At 52.5% G+C, this 19,169-nt stretch carries 19 protein-coding genes and 1 pseudogene; 12 read left to right on the top strand and 8 right to left on the bottom strand.

What is annotated here, in order from left to right; all coding sequences use genetic code 11:
- The first annotated feature begins 204 nt into the window (after positions 1-204).
- From MHH28_RS27890 to MHH28_RS27915, 6 genes are all read left to right on the top strand, one after another.
- Positions 205-459: a hypothetical protein gene (locus MHH28_RS27890; protein ID WP_405107751.1), complete on the top strand. Its 255-nt coding sequence runs from the start codon at positions 205-207 to the stop codon at positions 457-459.
- Complete coding sequence (locus tag MHH28_RS27895; protein WP_209993309.1) at positions 456-632, top strand: hypothetical protein; 177 nt, start codon at positions 456-458, stop codon at positions 630-632. The genes MHH28_RS27890 and MHH28_RS27895 overlap by 4 nt, the downstream gene beginning before the upstream one ends.
- The gene (locus MHH28_RS27900; RefSeq protein ID WP_405107754.1) at positions 619-981 is read left to right on the top strand and encodes a hypothetical protein; all 363 of its coding nucleotides are present in this window, start codon (positions 619-621) and stop codon (positions 979-981) included. Before MHH28_RS27895 ends, MHH28_RS27900 begins: the two co-directional genes overlap by 14 nt.
- A 144-nt stretch (positions 982-1,125) precedes the next feature.
- Positions 1,126-2,082, top strand: coding sequence for a peptide-methionine (S)-S-oxide reductase MsrA (msrA, locus tag MHH28_RS27905; protein ID WP_405107757.1), 957 nt, complete (start codon positions 1,126-1,128; stop codon positions 2,080-2,082).
- Positions 2,083-2,155: 73 nt separating this feature from the next.
- On the top strand, positions 2,156-2,887 hold the full coding sequence (locus MHH28_RS27910) for a ZIP family metal transporter (RefSeq protein WP_405107760.1): 732 nt from the start codon (positions 2,156-2,158) through the stop codon (positions 2,885-2,887).
- Positions 2,888-2,981: 94 nt separating this feature from the next.
- Positions 2,982-3,278 (top strand): hypothetical protein, encoded by a 297-nt coding sequence (locus tag MHH28_RS27915; RefSeq protein ID WP_405107762.1) that lies wholly within the window; start codon positions 2,982-2,984, stop codon positions 3,276-3,278.
- Between the two features lie 77 nt (positions 3,279-3,355).
- Here the strand turns inward: MHH28_RS27915 and MHH28_RS27920 are convergent, their stop codons facing one another.
- From MHH28_RS27920 to MHH28_RS27930, 3 genes are all read right to left on the bottom strand, one after another.
- The gene (locus MHH28_RS27920) at positions 3,356-4,264 is read right to left on the bottom strand and encodes an aldo/keto reductase (protein WP_405117275.1); all 909 of its coding nucleotides are present in this window, start codon (positions 4,262-4,264) and stop codon (positions 3,356-3,358) included.
- Between the two features lie 219 nt (positions 4,265-4,483).
- Positions 4,484-5,473 carry an aldo/keto reductase gene (locus MHH28_RS27925; RefSeq protein ID WP_405107765.1) on the bottom strand — a complete coding sequence of 330 codons (990 nt, stop codon included), beginning with the start codon at positions 5,471-5,473 and terminating at the stop codon, positions 4,484-4,486.
- A 94-nt stretch (positions 5,474-5,567) separates the two neighbouring features.
- On the bottom strand, positions 5,568-6,410 hold the full coding sequence (locus tag MHH28_RS27930; protein WP_405107767.1) for an AraC family transcriptional regulator: 843 nt from the start codon (positions 6,408-6,410) through the stop codon (positions 5,568-5,570).
- A 268-nt stretch (positions 6,411-6,678) separates the two neighbouring features.
- Between MHH28_RS27930 and MHH28_RS27935 the strand changes: the two are divergent.
- From MHH28_RS27935 to MHH28_RS27950, 4 genes and pseudogenes are all read left to right on the top strand, one after another.
- Positions 6,679-7,173 (top strand): annotated as a pseudogene (locus tag MHH28_RS27935) (general stress protein); the annotation flags it as partial.
- Between the two features lie 863 nt (positions 7,174-8,036).
- Positions 8,037-8,408, top strand: coding sequence for a lactococcin 972 family bacteriocin (locus MHH28_RS27940; RefSeq protein WP_405107770.1), 372 nt, complete (start codon positions 8,037-8,039; stop codon positions 8,406-8,408).
- Positions 8,409-8,501: 93 nt separating this feature from the next.
- Positions 8,502-10,724, top strand: coding sequence for a DUF1430 domain-containing protein (locus tag MHH28_RS27945; RefSeq protein ID WP_405107773.1), 2,223 nt, complete (start codon positions 8,502-8,504; stop codon positions 10,722-10,724).
- Between the two features lie 4 nt (positions 10,725-10,728).
- The gene (locus MHH28_RS27950; protein WP_405107776.1) at positions 10,729-11,370 is read left to right on the top strand and encodes an ABC transporter ATP-binding protein; all 642 of its coding nucleotides are present in this window, start codon (positions 10,729-10,731) and stop codon (positions 11,368-11,370) included.
- 71 nt (positions 11,371-11,441) lie between these two features.
- Here the strand turns inward: MHH28_RS27950 and MHH28_RS27955 are convergent, their stop codons facing one another.
- Positions 11,442-12,392, bottom strand: coding sequence for a DMT family transporter (locus MHH28_RS27955; protein WP_405107778.1), 951 nt, complete (start codon positions 12,390-12,392; stop codon positions 11,442-11,444).
- A 261-nt stretch (positions 12,393-12,653) separates the two neighbouring features.
- Here MHH28_RS27955 and MHH28_RS27960 point away from each other — a divergent pair, with 261 nt between their 5' ends.
- Both MHH28_RS27960 and MHH28_RS27965 read left to right on the top strand, forming a co-directional pair.
- On the top strand, positions 12,654-14,078 hold the full coding sequence (locus MHH28_RS27960; protein WP_405107781.1) for a PLP-dependent aminotransferase family protein: 1,425 nt from the start codon (positions 12,654-12,656) through the stop codon (positions 14,076-14,078).
- Between the two features lie 64 nt (positions 14,079-14,142).
- Positions 14,143-14,841, top strand: coding sequence for a hypothetical protein (locus tag MHH28_RS27965; protein WP_405107784.1), 699 nt, complete (start codon positions 14,143-14,145; stop codon positions 14,839-14,841).
- Between the two features lie 661 nt (positions 14,842-15,502).
- On the opposite strand, the gene cysC is transcribed toward MHH28_RS27965, so the two are convergent.
- Genes cysC through MHH28_RS27985 form a run of 4 tightly spaced genes read right to left on the bottom strand, consistent with a single transcriptional unit; the run spans position 15,503 to position 19,166 of the window.
- Positions 15,503-16,057 carry an adenylyl-sulfate kinase gene (gene cysC, locus MHH28_RS27970; protein WP_405107786.1) on the bottom strand — a complete coding sequence of 185 codons (555 nt, stop codon included), beginning with the start codon at positions 16,055-16,057 and terminating at the stop codon, positions 15,503-15,505.
- The gene (locus tag MHH28_RS27975) at positions 16,054-16,965 is read right to left on the bottom strand and encodes an STM4011 family radical SAM protein (RefSeq protein WP_405107789.1); all 912 of its coding nucleotides are present in this window, start codon (positions 16,963-16,965) and stop codon (positions 16,054-16,056) included. Before MHH28_RS27975 ends, cysC begins: the two co-directional genes overlap by 4 nt.
- Positions 16,962-18,350: an STM4012 family radical SAM protein gene (locus MHH28_RS27980; protein WP_405107791.1), complete on the bottom strand. Its 1,389-nt coding sequence runs from the start codon at positions 18,348-18,350 to the stop codon at positions 16,962-16,964. Before MHH28_RS27980 ends, MHH28_RS27975 begins: the two co-directional genes overlap by 4 nt.
- A gap of 30 nt (positions 18,351-18,380) precedes the next feature.
- Positions 18,381-19,166 (bottom strand): STM4013/SEN3800 family hydrolase, encoded by a 786-nt coding sequence (locus MHH28_RS27985; protein ID WP_405107794.1) that lies wholly within the window; start codon positions 19,164-19,166, stop codon positions 18,381-18,383.
- Positions 19,167-19,169: the final 3 nt, after the last annotated feature.

Below are 19,169 nucleotides of genomic sequence, written 5' to 3' on the forward strand. Positions count from 1 at the left end.
TTCTTTATGTGAACTTTAATGAAGCTGCGGGGGACGCCGGGTCCTCCGTTTTTTTTGCTGCTCTACCCAATCAGAATGGCTATTGCTAGAGTAGATTAGCTTGAGGGGGATTCTATAAAGTGGCGGCAATGGACTGCGCCATATGTGGACAAGGGGGTAAGGCGCGAATCCGTTCCGATTACATGATGAAATGGGGGGATACAGATGGATTTCAGTGCATTGACTGGCCTTTTCGTGGATAACAACGGTTCAGTCGTACTGAATGTTCTGTTATCTACTGCCTTGATCTGGAGTGTTAAGCAAATTGCGAATAAAGAGAAAGTGATTCAGAATTATCAGAAACGCGATGAGGAGAATGAGAAGCAGCTTAGCGATTATAACCGTACACTGGTGAAGCTGCTGATTGAACGGGGAACCGCAGAGAAAAAACCTAATGATGAGGAGGTCGTCAACAAGTGAAGCTCCTCGATATCTTCCGCAAGCACGAGCTGAAGCCCAGCCGGGTCAAACAGGAAATTGAGACCCTGGGCCAAATTCAGGAGGCGTATGAATCCAATGATCTAGAGAGGCTTATTGATCTGCACCGTACCGGCTTAGGTAGAAGGGGAGATGATCTGCATGGACATTATTGACTTGATCCTGATCACACTGGAAATGATAGCCTTGATTGCTTTTACCGCGTATGTTATCCGTTACAGCAGGTATTTCATCGGTCGGGGCCCGCTGCGTACGTATAATTTGTATCTCCGCAGTGTGTGGGTTACGTATGGTGCGGTAGCGCTCCTGTGCCTCAATCTGCTGTGGGGAAGGCTGAACATTATCCTCGGATATAGCACTTCCGGCAGCTTGTCCAATATCATGCGGGAGTATGTGCTGGTGCTGACCCTTGTCATGCTCGTATTCGCAGGCTTGATGCACAGGGAGCTATGGGACAGCAACCATAGGCGCAAGACCGGCAGCGAAAGAAAGAAACTGAAATAGGCCACATTCCCCATCATTCCTCCCCCGATACCAGTCCACTGCCGCGATCATCTCTCTCAATGTGGAAAAGCATCGCCCTGACCATTTTGGACAAGCGGGATATTCAGATATAATAGTGGAAAAGCATGCAGGGAGGCGGTCTGTTTGACTTCGAATGATACGCTGCAGCTGGCGACCTTCGCCGGCGGCTGCTTCTGGTGTATGGTCAAGCCGTTCGATGAGCTGCCGGGCATCGTCTCGGTGGTGTCAGGTTATACGGGCGGACATACGGAGAGTCCGACCTATGAAGAAGTAGGGTCAGAAACTACCGGGCACCGGGAGGCGGTGCAGATTGTCTATGATCCGGAGCGGTTCCCGTATGAACGGCTGCTGGACATCTATTGGCAGCTGATTGATCCGTCAGATGACGGCGGGCAGTTCATGGACCGGGGGCATTCTTACGCTCCGGCGATCTTCGTTCATAATGAAGAGCAGCGGAAGCAGGCGGAGCTGTCGAAGGAGAGGCTGAAGGCCAGCAAGCGCTTCAAGGCGCCGATTGTGACGCCGATCCTGCCGGCTGCGCCGTTCTATCCGGCGGAGGCGGAGCATCAGCAGTATTACCGGACCCATCCGCTGGATTATAAGCTATATCAGAAGGGCTCGGGCCGTGACGACTTCACAGCGCTGCACTGGAACAGCCGTGAGGACAAGAAGCGGCTGCGGAGCCTGCTGACAGAGCTGCAATATGAGGTCACGCAGAACAAAGGCGTGGAGCCTGCCTACCAGAATGCATATTGGGACCACTTCGAGGAAGGCTTCTACACGGATGTGATCAGCGGTGATCCGCTGTTCAGCTCGGCCGACAAGTTCGACTCCGGCACAGGCTGGCCGAGCTTCACGGGTCCGCTGGAAGAGGGGATGATCCGGCGGGAAGCCGATTTTAGCGGCGGACAGGTGCGGACCGTGCTCCGCAGCAGACTGAGCGGAGCTTATCTGGGATATCTAACCTTTGACGGGCCGGAGCCTGCGAAGCAGCATTATCATATCTATTCTGCCGCCCTTCAGTTTGTCCCGCAGGCAGAGCTTGCGAGCAGAGGGCTGGGGCGGTATAAGAGACGTTAGAGCTTGGTTATATTTATAGCTGCCTTGAGCATATGCTTGATCTATAGTCCTGTCCACAAAAGGGGTTGAAGATTTGGCGGGTGCACTTTTAGGCAGCTTTTTGTCTGCAATGGCAACGGTGCTGGGTGTTATTCCTATTCTGTTTGTAAGGCGGCTGTCCGAGCTGTGGAAGGATGTGCTGGTGGCGTTCACCGCCGGGATCATGGTCTCTGCAAGCACCTTCGGGCTGATGCCGCAAGCGATCAAGGAATCCGGCATTATTGCCCTAACCTTGGGCCTGATTACCGGGGTGCTGCTGCTCGATCTGATCGAGAGCCATATTCCGCATATCGATGTGGAGAACAAGCCCGGCCTCAGCAATCTCGATTCCAAAGCGCTGCTCGTCATGATTGCGCTGTTCATTCATAATATCCCCGAAGGGCTCAGCACAGGCTTCAGCTATGCCAGCGAGCAGACAAGCCTCGGCCCGATGGTGGCGATAGCAATTGGCGCGCAAAATATGCCGGAAGGGCTGATTCTTGCGATTTTCCTTATGAATGCCCGCGCCACCCGGCGCAAGGCCCTGACGATAGCCGCGCTGACCGGGCTTATGGAGATGGTGTCGGCCGTGATCGGGTATTTTACAGCCAGCTATGTACAGAATGTGGTTGGATACGGACTGGCGTTCGCTGCCGGGGCGATGCTCTTTATCGTGTATAAGGAGCTGATCCCGGAGAGCCATGGCCACGGATTTGAACGGCCCTCGACGTATTCGTTTATCTTCGGGCTGCTGGCGATGGTCTATATTACGCAGTTTTTTGGCTAGGCTGCTTCGGTGGCGGTGTCATTTGCATCTGCCTGCCGCAGCAGCTATACTATAACGCAATCCCCGGTTCCTATGGAGAAGGAGTGATGACAGGATGGTTAGTCTGGAATGGGAAGCTGTATTATCCTTCGTATTATTGATTGCTTCATATCTGTGCTTATATCTGGCTCTTCACAAGCGGACGAACTTCGCCCGCTACAGCATGACGGTTCTCCTGATAGCCAGCGGAGCGCCGCTGGCGGTAATGCTGATTCTGGAGAGCAGAAGGGAAGCACTGGATGCCAATATCGGGCTGGGCATGGCGTTCCTGCTGACCTGGCTCATAACTGCACTGGTCTTTGTGGCTGCGCTGATCACGTGGATTGCTAAGGCAAGGAAGCGCGCCTCATAAGCCAAAAATAGAAGCTGTCCGGAAACTGTAATGTCTACAGTTTCCGGACAGCTTCTTTTGTTAGCCACAAGTCCGCCCTACACGTGCTGTGTATACCGTCCCGCCTTACTGGCCTCCCGTACTGCTTCAAGCTCCAGCGCAGAGAGCGGCTGCGAACGGGCAGCCGCAATATTCTGCCGCAGCTGCTCCAGGCTGCTGGCCCCAGGGATTACGGCGGCAACAGCCGGATCGGCCAGCGGATATTGCAGCGCGGTCTGCGTCAGCGTCCGGGTGAGGGTGGTCTGGCTCATTAGCTGCCCGTGCAGCTCCGCAAGTTCTATCTCTGTGTAGTCCAGATATGCCCGCTGGGCCTTACTGGAGCCGTGATCGGTCAGAATGCCGCTTGCCAGCGGCCCCCGTGCAATCAGGCTGATGCCCGCGCGGCCCAGCAGCGGAAGAACGCTCTCCTCCGGGCGTCTGTCGAGAATACTGTACTGGCTCATCACGCTGACGATGCCGGAGCGCTGCACATATTCCCGGATCACATTCGGCCGGATGGAGGAGATGCCGTAATGCCGGATTACCCCTTCCCGCTTCAGCTCCTCGAAGGCTTCAACCGTCTCGTCGATATCATCCTCCAGCGTTCCCCCGTGCAGTTGATAGAGATCGATATAGTCGGTCTGCAGCCTGAGCAGGCTCTCCTTCACAGCGGAGCGGATATAGGCCTTGGAGGCATCCCAGCTCCAGCCCTCTTTGCCGGGAATTCTGCGGTTGCCCACCTTGGTCGCCAGGATTACGTCCGCGCGGCGGTGCCGGACCGCCTGCCCGACAATCTCCTCATTGCGCCCCTCATCGTAGAGGTCAGCGGTATCGAGGAAGTTAATTCCCCGGTCTAGCGCCTCATGAATTATGGCGGTGGCCTGCGCTTCCTCTGTCCCCAGCGACATGCAGCCAAGTCCCATGGCACTTACGTCTAAATCGGATGTTCCCAAGCGGTTAGTCTTCATCAGATGTCCTTTCGTTACTGCAGTGATGGTTATCATTGAGTTCATTATAGCATTCAGGCACACCGTAAGCACTCGGGCAGGCTGCTTCAGGGCTCAATGGGTTAGGGGCTATCTGCACAAAAAAAGCAAGCCTACACCCCCGCAGGCGGGTAGCAGACTTGCCGTTATGATTATTGATCTGGGATCTGTAGGTTCGGCAGGTGCAGTATCTGCCCCGGCTTATCCGCGCAGAATCGTCTCAATCTGCTCCAGCTCTTCCGCGCTTAGCTCAGGCGCATTCAGTGAAGCTACGGCATCCTCGATCTGGCTGACCTTGCTGGCCCCGATCAGCGCAGAGGTCACCTTGCCGCCGCGCAGCACCCAGGATAAGGCGAGCTGGGACATCTTCTGCCCGCGTGCCGCTGCGATTTCGTTGAGCTTGCTCACTTTGGCGATCACCTCGGCAGTGATTTCCTTCTCCGAGAGGAAGACGCTCGGTCCGGCGGCGCGGGAATCTGCCGTGATGCCCTTCAGGTAGCGGTCGGTCAGAATCCCCTTTTGCAGCGGGGAGAAGGCGATGGTGCCGATGCCCTCTTCTTCCAGCACATCCTGCAGGCCGTCCTCGATCCAGCGCGACATCATCGAATAATTCGGCTGATGGATCAGGCAAGGCGTACCCAGGCGGCGGAGAATCTGCGCCGCTTCACGCGCTTCCTCCGGTCTGTAGTTCGAGATGCCAACATACAGCGCCTTGCCCTGGCGTACCAGCAGGTCGAGGGCGGACATGGTTTCTTCCAACGGCGTATTCGGGTCCGGACGGTGGTGGTAGTAGATGTCTACATAATCCAGTCCCAGCCGCTTCAGACTCTGATCCAGACTGGAGACCAGGTTCTTCTTGGAACCCCATTCCCCGTACGGGCCAGGCCACATATAATACCCGGCTTTGCTGGAGATGATCAGCTCGTCGCGGTAAGGGGCGAGATCCTTCTTCAGCATCCGGCCGAAGCTCTCTTCGGCAGAGCCGGCGGGCGGGCCGTAATTATTGGCGAGGTCGAAGTGGGTAATTCCCAGGTCAAAGGCCCGGCGGACCATAGCGCGGCCGTTCTCGAAGACATCATTGCCTCCGAAATTATGCCACAGCCCGAGAGAGATGGCCGGCAGCAGCAGGCCGCTGCGTCCGGTGCGGTTATATTTCATCGTGTCATAGCGTTCAGGACTGGCGATATACATATTGTTTTCCTCCTAAGTTTGAGTTTATCAGACTTCATACTTCTCTAATTGTAGCGGTTACACGCCATTAATCGTATGTCAGGATGGATGATTTTTATAGCACAATGTCCGTATCTGCATGGCGGAGCCGGTATTCTTTGGGCGAGCAGCCCTTCACCTTCTTGAACATCCGGGAGAAAAGCAAAGCATCCTGATACCCCACCGATTGCGAGATCTCCCCGATGGTGCAGCCGGTCTCCGTCAGCAGCTCGCAGGCCTTGGACATACGGAATTGGAGCAGATATTGCTGCGGCGGCAAGCCGAGCGTCCGCTTGAACAGCGCCGACATATATTTGCGGTCCAGCTTCAGGGAAGCGGACAGGCTCTCCATCGTCACATTCTCGGCATAGTGGGCTTGAAGGTAATGCAGACACTGCTCGACATAGACACTTCTGCTGCGCGGGGCCGGGCTGTCGGCAGCCGGGACCGTGCGCAGCAGCAGGGAGAAGAACTCATAGAGCATCACCTTAAGCGGCAGATCCAGCAGTTCCCCGCTGCTCCCCGTCTCAGATAATCTGGCAGACAGCGAGGGCATCAGCACCTGGTCCATCGGGAACACCGGCTGCTCCGGGGTAAGCGAGGTCCGTCCCAGCAGATAACCTGCCTCCTCCCCGGTAAAAGCAATCCAGGAATACAGCCAAGGGTCGTCCTGATCTGCGGCATAATGCGTTACCACATGCGGATAAGTTAGGAATGCCTGCCCTGCGTTCAATGTATGGGTGGCTTCACCGACGGTTACCTTGCCGGTTCCGGCGTGTATGAAGTGGACTTTGTACAGGCTGCGCACCCCGGGTCCGAACGAATGACCGGGTATACACTGCTCCTGGCCCCAGTAATGCAGATACAGGTCAGGATTGACCCGGTGGGGGCGATGGGCGTTATATTTGAATACAGTCATGCTTGCAGCCTCATTTCCTATAAGGATGATGACACTCATAATGAACATATACCTGTAGTATACCTCAGAAGGAGGAGGACCGGACAACCGCAAATAGTCCCATTGCCCCTACGGGCAATTTCCTGTTTCATAAATTTTTTTGCGGAACCCGGCTCAAGATCGAAAGTTACCAGTTTCGCGGAGGCGGGTTTGGTTAAGTAAGGGATGTGAAAGTAAAGCGAAAGTCAATAGATAACTACCTAAAATCAGCTACCAGGAGGGAATCGTTATGAATAAGAAAATTGTAGGTGTGTTCCATACCGAGCATGAAGCTTCACGGGCTATTGAAGACTTGAAGGCGCACGGCTTTCTGACAGAGGATATCTCAGTGATAGCGAGAAATAAACGCGATGTGGAAGCGATCAATGATGAGACCGGGACCAAAGTGCCGGAGGGCATGGCTTCCGGGGCGGCAACCGGGGGTATCCTTGGCGGTGTGACCGGACTGCTGGCAGGCATCGGCGCTCTGGCAATTCCGGGCATCGGGCCGATTATCGCAGCGGGGCCGATTGCAGCCACTCTGACCGGAGTAGCCGTAGGAGCGGGAACCGGCGGTCTGGTCGGCGGACTGATCGGACTGGGCATACCAGAGGATGAAGCTGCGAGCTATGACAACTATGTGGACGAAGGCCGCATTCTGGTCATGGTGGATGCAGATATCTCCCGCGAACAGGACGTATACACGGTATTCCGCAACCATAATTCGGCGAACGCTGACCGCTATATGAGGGATGCCGGCACTGCCGGTACGGCTGCGGATATGAACGCTCCTCGGGACTCCGTCACAGATGCGGTGGATGCGGCGTTCAATGGCTCGGGTCTGGAAGGCAGACATGATACCGGGCTGGACACAATGAATTCAGCCACAGAGCATGATCTCCCGGAGCGAAGAGCAGTGGAGGATATGAATCGGCCGGGAATGACAGGAGATCTGTATTCCGGCACGCGTAACGGCATCGACAAGACGCCGGATCATACCGCGGAACGCAGGCTCGCCGATCGGGAGGAACAGCAGGCCCAGGAAGCCGCCAGACAGGAAGGAGCCCGGCCCGGCAGCTTTGTTGATGAGAAGGCGAAGGATAACAGCGAGCTGCTCAGAAACCACGGGCGCACCCGTTAAGCGGAGAATGAACAGCGGGTGACGCATGGGCATAGAATGATGAAAGACAAGGGTTTCCCGAAGTCCTGCCGGACTTTAGGGAAGCCCTTGTTTTGTGATGTGATTCGTAACTGAACCGGGGAATTCGCTATTGTCTGATATAACATGAAATGATGTTTTTGCCCATGATTAGACACCAAAGTATTGAATAACAAAATTTGGTGTGTTAAGCTTGTTGAAAGGAAAAAATGGAATGATATAACATATCATTTCTTTTATTTATAATTTAGTTTTATTGATAATGAAAGGAGGTGAGAAGAACCATGACAAATATTAGACCGCCAAACATGGAAAAAAGGTTCCTATATACCCCCATATCTTGACCCTGAAAAAGTTTTGGACTGGGCGGATATCTAAGAACCTATGTAGCATTGTACATTCTAACTTTATCTGTGTAAACTCAAAAATTCATAAGGAGAGATTGATAAATGTTCAAAAAACATACATTAACTTCATTAGCAATAGTAGGAGTACTTACTTTAACATCCTTAACACCAGCCATGGCTGCGAGTATCAATGGAGCAACAAGTGGTTCAGTGAAATTAACCAATTCTCTGGTAACTCCGTTCGCAAGTACAAGTGTTGGCGGTGGAACTTGGAATTATGGTACTGAAAAAGTCGGAAATCAAAAACATGTATGGTCAATCTATGACCATGATGAGAAGTCGCATAAAGCTTCGACTAAACTAGGAAGTGAATCTCATACAAGTGGTTGGAAATATGCAAAAACCACAGCTAAATCCGAGATCTATGGTAATAAAAGCAGCACAGGCTATGCATACTGGGATGTCTATAAATAAATAGAATTTAGCTAAAAGTCATCATTAAATGATGTGATATTCCACTTTTGAAGTGGAGTATCACACATTTTTCTTATAAGGAGATTATTGAACTTGAAAAAAATATCCTTACTGTTTCTAGCAGCAGCATTTTTGTTTTCTTATTATACTGCATATCTTCGGACGGATTATGAAGAATTTGAGAAGGTTAAGAATATAGAACAAACTGTGGGCCAAGAATTTGTAATTCCGAATTTACCCGGACTTGCAAGTCCTGAGGAGGTTTACCCGATATTAGCTGCAGCAGCAGAGGCTTCCAAGGTGAATATTTTACGGGCCGGTATTAATTATAGAGAGAACGATGAAGTAGAAATTTTTAAATATATACTGCTAACAACCAGCACAGATCTTTTTAATCATTTTAAGCTTAACCAGGGAAGATATCTAACGATAGCAGATACTCAACATACTAATTTCTATTTGTCTACAGCTCATTTAGAAGGCAGTCATCAGATGGGTCAAATTAGAGATTTCGGAGATAACAACAGAATCAGCATAAAGCCGTTAAGATCATCTTATGATATTTTTCCTGTTCAAGGAACATACTATGCAGAAGTAGCTGACGACGAAGCTTTTAATGATTTTATAAACCTCTTTGTGAATAAGGCTAATGACTATTACAAAAAAAGTAATCTTCTTTTTACGGCTGAGGATTTTGTAACAGAATCAAATGGTGATGAAATGCACATGGTTACCTTTCCCTGGATCACCATTTTAACCTATTTAAGCTATGCAATTTATGGATGTGCAGTAGTTTTACTTATCTATTACTTGTTCAATGAGTCCAGAAGAATAGGAATATTGAAAATGCATGGCGTATCAAATATTCGTGTATGGTTTGTTCTGGTAGGAAAACTTATAACCTCTGTGTTTATATTTTCTGTAACCGTTTCTTTTCTTCTTGCTCTATTAGTAAAAAATACAACTTACATATTTATATACACAGTGATTTCTAACCAGCTTAAAGTTTTTCTTCTACTGATCATCCTTTCCCTAATTTCACATTTGTATATTATGAGGATTAAGATCATTAGTATTATCAAACATTACAAATACACCAATCCTATCTTTGTGTTGAATATGCTTATCAAGATTGGTTGTTCCATCCTTTTGGTCTTAGTAGGACTTTCAACATGGGCGGAATATACATCTATTAATGATAAGCAGCATGAACTAAAGAACTGGGAGCATAGTAAGGACTACGGAGTACTTTATCCGGTAAACAATGGCTATGACGGAGATAGAATATTTGGAAGGGATTCCTTATTCGAATTAACTTCGCATGATGAGCTTTATTTCTTGCTGAATAAGATGGGGGCCATATTAATAGAAACCCAAAGTTATGAGGAAGATCAGCTTCTTTTAGATAGAAATTGGAAAGGGATACGCTCTATAAAGGCAAACAATAACTACCTGCAAGAGTTTCCGGTTTTGGATATCTATAATAAGGCTGTGCAAATCTCTGAGGATACAAGCGATTGGGTATTGCTGGTGCCTGAAAAATATCGGGACAAGGAAGAAGAGATTGTAAGTTTCTTTCTACAAATGAGAAAAAATAATATGGGAAATGATCAGGAGTTTTACAAAAAAGTGATTCCTAATCGTATAAAAAATCAAAAAATTAATATCAAGTGGATTAGTAATAATCAAAAGATATTTAGTTTTAATCCGAAAGTATTTCCTTCTGAGCATAATGTGATAGTTGATCCCATTATTGAGGTTGTAACAGAGTATAACAGTGTGCTCACAGACAGAGATTCCATATTAGGCCGGGGACCGGGAGATCCGTTAAAAATAAAACTTATTAATAGAGATCCGCTGTTAACGTATAAAATGCTGGAGCCTAAGTTTAAGGAATTGAAGGTGGATGATAATTTAAAACACTTGGTTACGATTGATCAATATATTTTAGAGGAAATTTACCAAAAGCAAAATGCAATGAAGGAAAGCCTCCTTACTATTGTGGGACTGGTGTCAGGGTTCATATTGCTTACAACTCAGAATATTATAATTTATTTCAACAAAAACCAGCATAAGCTTATAGTCCGAAGATTATTTGGTACAGGCTTTTTCAGAACTTATAAGGAATATGTAATTTTATTCTCACTCGTATGGTTAGTTCAAATAGTGATTTGTAGTGTTGTGAATAGAGGAATTGAGCCAAGAATGCTTATAGTAGCAGTTATTCTTCTATTGTTCGATTTTATAGCTTCTTCCATAGCCATTTTGCTCATAGAAAAGAAAAACAAAGTAAAGGTTTTAAAGGGGGGGAATTAAAGAGATGAATACTATATGTGAACTTGTTGATATATGTAAAAAGTATAATAATCATAAAGTCATAGATAATATAAATATGACCGTCTCAAAAGGGGAGATGGTAGCTATTACGGGGAGAAGCGGTTCGGGGAAGACGACCCTATTGAATATCCTTGGGTTACTTGAAAAGCCTGATAGCGGCAGGATCAAATTGTTTGACGAGAAAGATCAGAGAATCGGTCCCCTCCGTAGAAACAGGCTTCTCCGGACAAAGATCTCGTATCTGTTTCAAAATTATGCATTAATTGATAATGAAACCGTTGAGTATAATTTGGAAATACCACTTATGTATTCTAAAGTAGGAAAGAAAGAAAAGCGGAAAATGAAAATGGATGTCCTTAAGCGGATGGGTCTAGAGATTGCACTTAAACAAAAGATACATGAACTTTCGGGTGGAGAGCAGCAAAGGGTGGCTATCGCAAGAATTCTATTAAAACCTTCCGAAATGATATTAGCTGATGAACCTACAGGCTCGCTCGATGCGGAGAACAGGAATGAGATCATGAGGATTCTAAAAGAGCTTAATGACGAAGGGAAAACGATTATAATCGTTACTCATGATCAATATGTTACTGAAAAATGCAGTAGAGTTATAAACTTGGAGTGAGAAAATAGCAGAACAGCCTGTATCCCTTTAAGTCGGGTGCAGGCTGTTTGTGCTCAGTGAAAGCGCAGCAGTTACTCCTGAACAAGGGGTTCAACGCTTGCTTTTGGCAGGACGGGTATTCCCGATTTAGGCTTGGTGAACAGCTGTTTGAGCGCCCCGGCATTCACAAAGATGGTTCCGGCAATAATAGTGAACACGCCCAGCAGCGTTACCCAGGTAACTGCTTCGTTATAGAACAGGAAGCCCACCCCGACGGCAATCGGCGGAGAGATATACAGCCAGGTGGATGGAAAAACCGGATTCGTCTTGGAGACGAGCCAGTAGAACAGGGTATGTCCGACCATGGAGCCGACAACAGTCAGGTAGAGCAGGGAACCTGCGGTCTTGAATGACAACAGGAAGGACGGATGCAGCGGCTCTGTGAACAGGGAGATGATGAACAGCAGCGCCCCGCCGTACATCATCTGGGCAGCGTTCAGAGCCACGGGGGACTCGGCGGAGAAGGTGGTGATTACTTTTTTGGAATAGATCGCCCCCGCCGCGTAGCAGAGTTCCCCAATCAGCACCACCACACAGCCGATCAGCCAGAGCGGAGTGACGTCAGCCGCCAGGCTGGGCAGCACCAGCAGTAGGACTCCAGTGAACCCGATAATACAGCCGAGCAGGGAGTAGGCGGGAGCTTTTTGGCGCATGAAGACCGTCTGCATCAGCAGAATCATCATCGGTCCGGTGGCTGACAATACGGCAGCAAGCCCGGAGGATACATATTGTTCCGCCCAATAGAGCGCGGCGAAGGTGCCGAAGGTCAGGGCTGCTCCCGTGAGCAGCATTTCCTTGCGCAGCAGCAGGGAGAAGCGGGCTTTGCCCCGCAGAACCATGAACAGGAACAACACCGCACCCGCCACGAAAAAACGCAGACCCGCAGAGAAGAATGGCGGCGCTCCGGCGTCTACGCCGATTTTGATGGCCAGGAAGGTAGTGCCGAAGATCAGACAGACAAGTGAATAAGCTAACAGAATCATGGTTCAGTTCCCCTTTGCGGTGGTGATGTGCCACCCTCTTACAAGATTTCAGTTAATCATAGCCTCATAGACACAGAACAGATTGGAGATAGTAGAACAGTTGCAGGAGGGAATGCTGTACAATAGGGCAAAGAGAAGTTAGCGGCTGGGTGTGCGCGGATGTGTAGAAGTCAGCAAGCGTCATAGGGAGCTGTGCCGAGTAAAGATTGAGCGATGGAGCGGGGGCGACCCCGGTATATGTTGCAGAAAGGCGGCAGGTTGATGAAAAAAATAGCGGGTGCCGAACAGAATAATCCCTTATTCCGCCAAGTCTATGAGTTCATGCTGAACCGGATGGAGCGCGGGGAGTGGAAGGCCGGTGATAAGCTGCCGTCAATCCGGCTGCTGGCGGAGGAGCTGGGGGTTCACCGGCTGACAGTGTTCAAGGCCTACCGTGCGCTGACCGAGAGCGGCAAGCTGTATGTCAAAGACAAATCCGGTTATTATGTGGCCCTGGGCAGCAGGCTGGACCCTACGGTGGACGAAGGGGCGGCAGTACCGGGGTATATGGTCAGGAGCCCGATGTCGGATATTCAGCGGATGCCGGTCACGTACCAGTTCTCTCAGGCCTTGATTGATCCGGGGCTGCTGCCGAACCTGTTCCTGTCCGATTATGTCAAAAAAGTATTCGATCTCTACCCGAAGGTCATGGGCACCTACTCCTCCGTGGAAGGGGATGAAGAGCTGCGTGTTACGCTGAGCAGCCACTTCGAGGAGCGGTATAAGCTCCAGCTGTCGGCCAGTGAGCTGCTGATTACCTCAGGCGCCCAGCAGGCAATCAATCTGATTGCCGGAATCATGCTCGGCCCGATGGATGTTGTGCTGGTGGAGCGGCCTACGTATAGTGTGGCGCTGGATATTTTCAAGCGGGCAGGGGCGCGGCTGGTAGCCGTGGAGATATCGCCGCAGGGCTATGATCTGGCGGCGGTGGAGGAGCTGATGTGCAAGGCTAGGCCGCGGATGTTCTATATTAACCCGACGCATCATAACCCGACGGGGTATACGGTTCCGGCGAAGCAGCGCAAGCTGCTGGTGGAGCTTGCGGAGCGCTACCGCTGCCTGCTCGTGGAGGATGATCCGTTCCGTGACATGTACTTCGGGGAAGAGCCGCCCCCGCCGGTCTTCGCCTATGATACGGAGGGCTGGGTCATGTATATCAGCAGCTTCAGCAAATATGTGGCTCCCGGCCTGCGGATCTGCGCTGTGGCCTGCCGTTATCCGTTCATGGAACGGCTGATCGCCGCTAAGTCCTTGGCGGACAATGGGACGCCGCTGCTGAATCAGAAGATTTTCCTGCATTATTACACCTCGCCGCGCTTACAGCAGCATCTCGGCAAGCTGCGGATTGCTCTTCAGGTGCACAAGGAGATCATGGAGGAGGAGCTCGCGGCCACCGGCTGGGAATGGACCACCCCGCAGGGCGGACTTAATCTGTGGGTTAAGCTGCCTGACAGTGTTCCGGTAACTACGCTGCTGGCCCGTTGCCTGGAGCAGTCCATCTCCTTCGTTCCCGGTGAGATCTGTGATCCGCTGGGGGAGATGAAGTCCTGGCTGCGCCTGAGCTACTCGTTCGCCAGTGAAGCATTGCTGCGCGAGGGCATGCGGCGTTTCACCGCCACTGCGCGGGAGATTGAGGCGGAAGAGTAGATTGCGGGGGATGTAACCTTTCTCCGGAAGTTACCGTCTGAGGGGTATGAGGAGGGGGATGATAATGGTAATGAAAAGGAAAATGCGGAGCGCCTGGTTAATGGTTCTCTGTGCGCTGATTGTCTTCATGACACTGCTGACTGTCCGCCCGCAGGTAACCTATGCCTGTTCTTGCGCAGTGTCTCCTTCACCGTTGGAGGCACTGGAGAAGAGTGAGGCTGTCTTTGAGGGAACGGTAGTAAGGGTTAAGGAGAAATTTAAGCTAATGAAGTCCAGCATGGACCCGGTGTCCGTAACCTTTCAAGTGGGAGCCCGGTGGAAGGGTGAACTGGGGGAGAAGGTTACTGTAACTACCGCACAGTCGGGGGCGAGCTGCGGCTTCGAATTCACCAAGGGTGAACGCTACATCGTATATGCAGGCAAAGAGGAAGCAGGGGATAAGGAAGGGACAGCTAAGCTTACAGTCAGCTTGTGCAGCCGGACCGCATTGTTCTCTGGTGCCCAGGACGATCTGAACGAGCTGGGCGCCGGAATGTCAGGGGGCTCGCCCACGGAGCCGCCCGGGAACGCTGATGATCAAGGGGCGGCCTCTGATAATAATCCAACATCAGATAACCACCCAGCCTCTGAAAATAACTCAATATCCGAGCCTGAAACCACATCAGCACCTTGGCTGCCATACGCCGGAGCCGGAGCAGGAATCGTAGTCCTGGGAGCCGCCGCAGTGATTCTCCTGCGCCGCCAATCTAACTCGCGGAAGTAATCTGGGTACCGGCGTAACTCCTGAATGAAGCGAACGCTAGCCCGCGATGAGCATAGGAAGGGCAGAAGTACACCTGAATATGCCGGATGCGGGCGAAACGAGCGAATGAGGTGCACTAGTGCACCCGAATTCAGCAGATGCGGGGCAAATGAACGAATGAGGTGCACTAGTGCCCCTGAATTCAGCGGATGCGGGCTAAATGAACGAATGAGATGCACTAGTGCCCCTGAATTCAGCGGATGCGCGCCAAATGAAGGAATGAGGTGCATTAGTGCACCCGAATTCAGCAGATGCGGGGCAAATGAAGGAATGAGGTGCACTAGTGCACCCGAATTCAGCGGATGCGGGGCAAATGAACGAATGAGGTGCATTAGTGCACCTGAATTCAGCGGATGCGGGGCAAATGAACGAATGAGGTGCATTAGTGCACCTGAATTCAGCGGATGCGGGGCAAATGAACGAATGAGGTGCACTAGTGCCCCTGAATTCAGCAGATGCGGGCCAAATGAACGAATGAGGTGCACTAGTGCCCCTGAATTCAGCAGACGCGGGGCAAACACATGAATAAGGAGCACTAGTGCACTCGAATTCCCCGAATACACGCCAAATAAACAAAGGAGGGGCACTATCGCCCCTCCTTATTCCGTATGCTCCTGTTCCATCATCGCCGATAAAGCCGGTGCTCCGTGAGCCAGCTAATCAGCTCTTCTGTGCATTGTTCCGGTGTACGCTCCGCAGTGTGCAGCGTCAGCTCCGGGTCAGCCGGAGCTTCATAAGGATCGGAGATTCCGGTGAAGGCCGGAAGCTCGCCGGAGCGGGCCTTGGCGTACAGCCCTTTGACATCCCTTGCCTCACAGACGGGAAGCGGGCAGTCCACATAGACCTCGACAAAGCCCGGCAATTCCTGCCGGGCATAGCTGCGCATGTCGGCGTATGGGCTGATTACCGAGACCACGGTGATCACACCATGCCGGTTCAGCATCCCGGCGAGGTAGACCGCCCTGCGGATGTTCTCGAACCGGTCCTCGCGGCTGAAGCCGAGACCCCGTCCCAGGCTGCGCCGCAGTTCATCGCCGTCCAGCCATTCCACCGCCTGTCCCTGCTCCCGGAGCCGGTCTGTGAGCAGTGCGGCAAGCGTAGACTTGCCCGCCCCGGACAGGCCGGTAAGCCATATCGTTATACCAGTAGGTGTATGGGCATGTACCTGAGCCGTCATTGCTCTGTCCTCCCGTCTCCGCGGCCAGCCGCCGATTGCAGGCTCAGGCTCCCTGCGCCGTAAGGAATACGCTCCAGCAGGCCGGAGCCGTAGATCTGCTCCAGGCCCAGCTCCGGCATATGAATATAGCCAATGTAGCAGTCGCAGACCTTCATGCGGCAGCTCCGCTGGGCAGCTAGTCCCTCCAGGCCGTCACGGTAGAGGTTGCCGATGACCGCGCGGTCCTTGTAGCAGCGCTTCACTAGCCCCGGCCCTTGCACATAGAACACGCTGTTGCCGGCATTACAGCTCGCGCCCAGGCTGTCGTAGTCCATCGCATTAATCTGGAAATGCGGATCGATGCCGCTAAGGAAGCTTATATCCTCCGGGGTATAATAATCCGGCTTGTCCTTGTAGGCGTTCACCCACAGGTAGACCTCCTCCGGCAGGACTGCGCGCAGCGAAGCAATGGCGTCAAAAGCTCCGCGTACCCCCACACTGCCCACACTGAAAGGAATGCCCTGCCGGTATACCTGCATACACTGTGCCAGGAACTTGTCCTCGCTTACCTGACCCGGATGATAGGTCGCCCAGAAGGCTGCCTTGGCCGGATTCAGTTCAGCGGTGAAATCAAGCCGGGCCGACAGATTGGTCTGGATGGCGACCTTGTCCACATGCTCCATATGGGACAGCGTAATCAGCGCCTCCCGGTACCAGCGGTGTGTCAAGCCCTCGCCATACGGATTGAAGAATATAGACAGGCGGTGGCCTGCGGCCCCCTGCTCCGCGGCCCAGCGGACGAAGGTCTCCAGACCTGCGCGGTCTTTGGCGAGGGTGGCGGCGCTGTCTTTGGTTTTGCCGAAGGGGCAGTAAGGACAGTCGTAGTTACAGGAAGAGAGGGAACCCCGGTAGTAGAGGACTGCCTTCATGGCAGGATGAACTCCTTCATCTGCTCGCGGATCTCGCCGGAGATGAACCAGTCCCCGATAGAATCGGAGTAGCCGAGGCCATCGGGAGTCAGCCGCAGAATGCCCTCATCATCCGTGGCGAACCCGCTCTGTACCATGAGTCCGAGCTCGGGGTGATCCTCCCATAGTGCAGTCCCGAACCGCTGGTTATAGTCCGCAATTGTCAGGCCTTCACTGTGCAGGATGGCTTTGAGAATGAACCGCCGTTTCTGCTCGTCCAAGCTCAGCACGATTCCATAATCGGCCGTATCATGACGCTCGGCGGCAACATAATCCGCGATGATGCTCTCCGTGGCCTTGCGGCTGACGCCGTAGCGGGAGGCATAGTGCACATGGCGGGTATAGGAACGCGCGCCGCAGCCGAGGCCGACCATCCCTTCCTCCTGGCAGCTGTAGTCGAGAATGTCCTTCCCGGTTCCCGCATCCGCCTTGGCAAACCTGCGCATGGAGTATTGGCGGTAGCCATGCTCTGCCAGCACTGCGCGGGCCGCTTCATAGCATTCATGACGGATGTCCAGTTGATTCACCAGATCGCCTGGCTTCACAATGGTATGCTCACGGGTGTAGAGTGGATAGAGGAAAATTTCCTCCGGTTCATGCAGCAGCGCCTGGTTCAGCGAATAGAGCCAGGAGTCCACCGTCTGCCCCGGGAGACCGTAGATCAAGTCCAGATTGAGGATGGGAAAATCAAACTGTCCCAGCAGCTCAAGCGCGCGGTACACCACCTCCGGGTCCTGCGGGCGGTAGATTGCAGCCGACTCGGCGGCCACGAAGCTCTGGATGCCCATGCTGACGCGGTCCACGGTATGCTCCCTCAGAATAGACAGCTTCTCCTCCGTCAGCGTCTCGGGTGAGGTCTCGACGGAAATGGAGACCGTGCTGAGGTCCACGCCCATAATATCCGTAGCGATGCCGAATAACCGGCGGAGATGCGCAGGCGCGAGCAGGCTGGGCGTTCCGCCGCCGATCGCGAAGCGCGCGTAAGGCTTGTGTCCGGTGAAGGCCGCCCACTGCCGGGCCTGCCGTTCCAGCGCATCCACATATTCGGCGTGGACATTCGCTCTTTTATCAGGCAGCGTGAACAGGTTGCAGAAGCCGCAGCGCGCGCCGCAGAACGGAATATGCATATATAAGAAAAAACTCTCCGCAGGCTCATCCCGCCACAGCTCCTCTAAAGGAAGGGGAGACGCGAACTCGCGGTAAGCGGTTTTGTGCGGATAAGAATAGAGATAATTGCGGTAGGGATGGGCTGTGATCTGCTCCGTCCATTGCTGAAGCTCCCCTGAAGAGAAGGGAGGTTGTCCGTCTTGGTTCGTGTGATGCAGAGATTGCCGGATGGACGTCATACGTTCTCCTTTCTTTTGCAGGTTGATAGATTATAGAAAGAATTCCCGGTACGGAACATTCCATACCGTGTCATGCGCCAGCCGGTGGCCCTGATAGCCGTCTTCGCCGTAAGCCGTGCCGTGATCCGAAAAAGCCAGACAGAACACCGGATTGCCCCGTGCGCGGAACGCATCGAACAGACGCCTCAGCTCCCCGTCGGCATACCGCAGCGCTGCGCGCTGGCTGTCTACGGAATCCTTGCGGGCACCCGGCAGGAACATATGGTTCGGGCCATGGATCGCCGAGACGTTCATGAACAGGAACAGCCGCTGATCCAGCGGTGTATTGCCGAGCAGCTTGAGCGCGTGGTTCACCTGATGCTCCGTCGAGCGCGGGTTCGTGACCCCGAAGGTCATCCGCCAGTAGCTCTGCTGGAAGTAGCCGGGGAGGACGCGGGCGAGGGGCACTTTTTTGCTGAAAAAGATCACGCCCCCGATACACACGGTCTGATAACCCGCCGCTGCCAGCCCCGACACCATATCCGGTGTATCGAACAGCCAGGTATGGGGATGGGTCTTCAGCCCGGTATTCCTGGAGTGGAACAGTCGCACATGCTCGGCCTTATTCGTGTTAGCCGGAGTGGGCAGGAAGCCGCCGAAGAAGGCATGATGGGCCGCATAAGTGAAGCTGCCGGGGGTATGCCGCTGCTCCCAGGAGCCGCTGCCGCACAGGTTGGGGCAATTCGCCTCCTCCAGCACAGCCGCATCGTAGCGCAGGGTATCGAGTGTAATCATTAAGATATCATGGGTGCCGACAACGGCATTCATATCGGTCATGGG

The organism is Paenibacillus sp. FSL K6-1217 (assembly GCF_045040735.1).
GTDB lineage: Bacteria > Bacillota > Bacilli > Paenibacillales > Paenibacillaceae > Paenibacillus_AQ.

Excerpts from the sequence above, each read along its gene's own strand:
- MHH28_RS27890 (WP_405107751.1), top strand. The coding sequence starts at position 205 with ATGGATTTCAGTGCATTGACTGGCCTTTTCGTGGATAACAACGGTTCA.
- MHH28_RS27900 (WP_405107754.1), top strand. The coding sequence starts at position 619 with ATGGACATTATTGACTTGATCCTGATCACACTGGAAATGATAGCCTTG.
- MHH28_RS27915 (WP_405107762.1), top strand. The coding sequence starts at position 2,982 with ATGGTTAGTCTGGAATGGGAAGCTGTATTATCCTTCGTATTATTGATT.
- MHH28_RS27920 (WP_405117275.1), bottom strand. The coding sequence starts at position 4,264 with ATGAAGACTAACCGCTTGGGAACATCCGATTTAGACGTAAGTGCCATG.
- MHH28_RS27925 (WP_405107765.1), bottom strand. The coding sequence starts at position 5,473 with ATGTATATCGCCAGTCCTGAACGCTATGACACGATGAAATATAACCGC.
- MHH28_RS27930 (WP_405107767.1), bottom strand. The coding sequence starts at position 6,410 with ATGACTGTATTCAAATATAACGCCCATCGCCCCCACCGGGTCAATCCT.
- MHH28_RS27940 (WP_405107770.1), top strand. The coding sequence starts at position 8,037 with ATGTTCAAAAAACATACATTAACTTCATTAGCAATAGTAGGAGTACTT.
- MHH28_RS27950 (WP_405107776.1), top strand. The coding sequence starts at position 10,729 with ATGAATACTATATGTGAACTTGTTGATATATGTAAAAAGTATAATAAT.
- MHH28_RS27955 (WP_405107778.1), bottom strand. The coding sequence starts at position 12,392 with ATGATTCTGTTAGCTTATTCACTTGTCTGTCTGATCTTCGGCACTACC.
- MHH28_RS27960 (WP_405107781.1), top strand. The coding sequence starts at position 12,654 with ATGAAAAAAATAGCGGGTGCCGAACAGAATAATCCCTTATTCCGCCAA.
- MHH28_RS27965 (WP_405107784.1), top strand. The coding sequence starts at position 14,143 with ATGGTAATGAAAAGGAAAATGCGGAGCGCCTGGTTAATGGTTCTCTGT.
- cysC (WP_405107786.1), bottom strand. The coding sequence starts at position 16,057 with ATGACGGCTCAGGTACATGCCCATACACCTACTGGTATAACGATATGG.
- MHH28_RS27975 (WP_405107789.1), bottom strand. The coding sequence starts at position 16,965 with ATGAAGGCAGTCCTCTACTACCGGGGTTCCCTCTCTTCCTGTAACTAC.
- MHH28_RS27980 (WP_405107791.1), bottom strand. The coding sequence starts at position 18,350 with ATGACGTCCATCCGGCAATCTCTGCATCACACGAACCAAGACGGACAA.
- MHH28_RS27985 (WP_405107794.1), bottom strand. The coding sequence starts at position 19,166 with ATGACCGATATGAATGCCGTTGTCGGCACCCATGATATCTTAATGATT.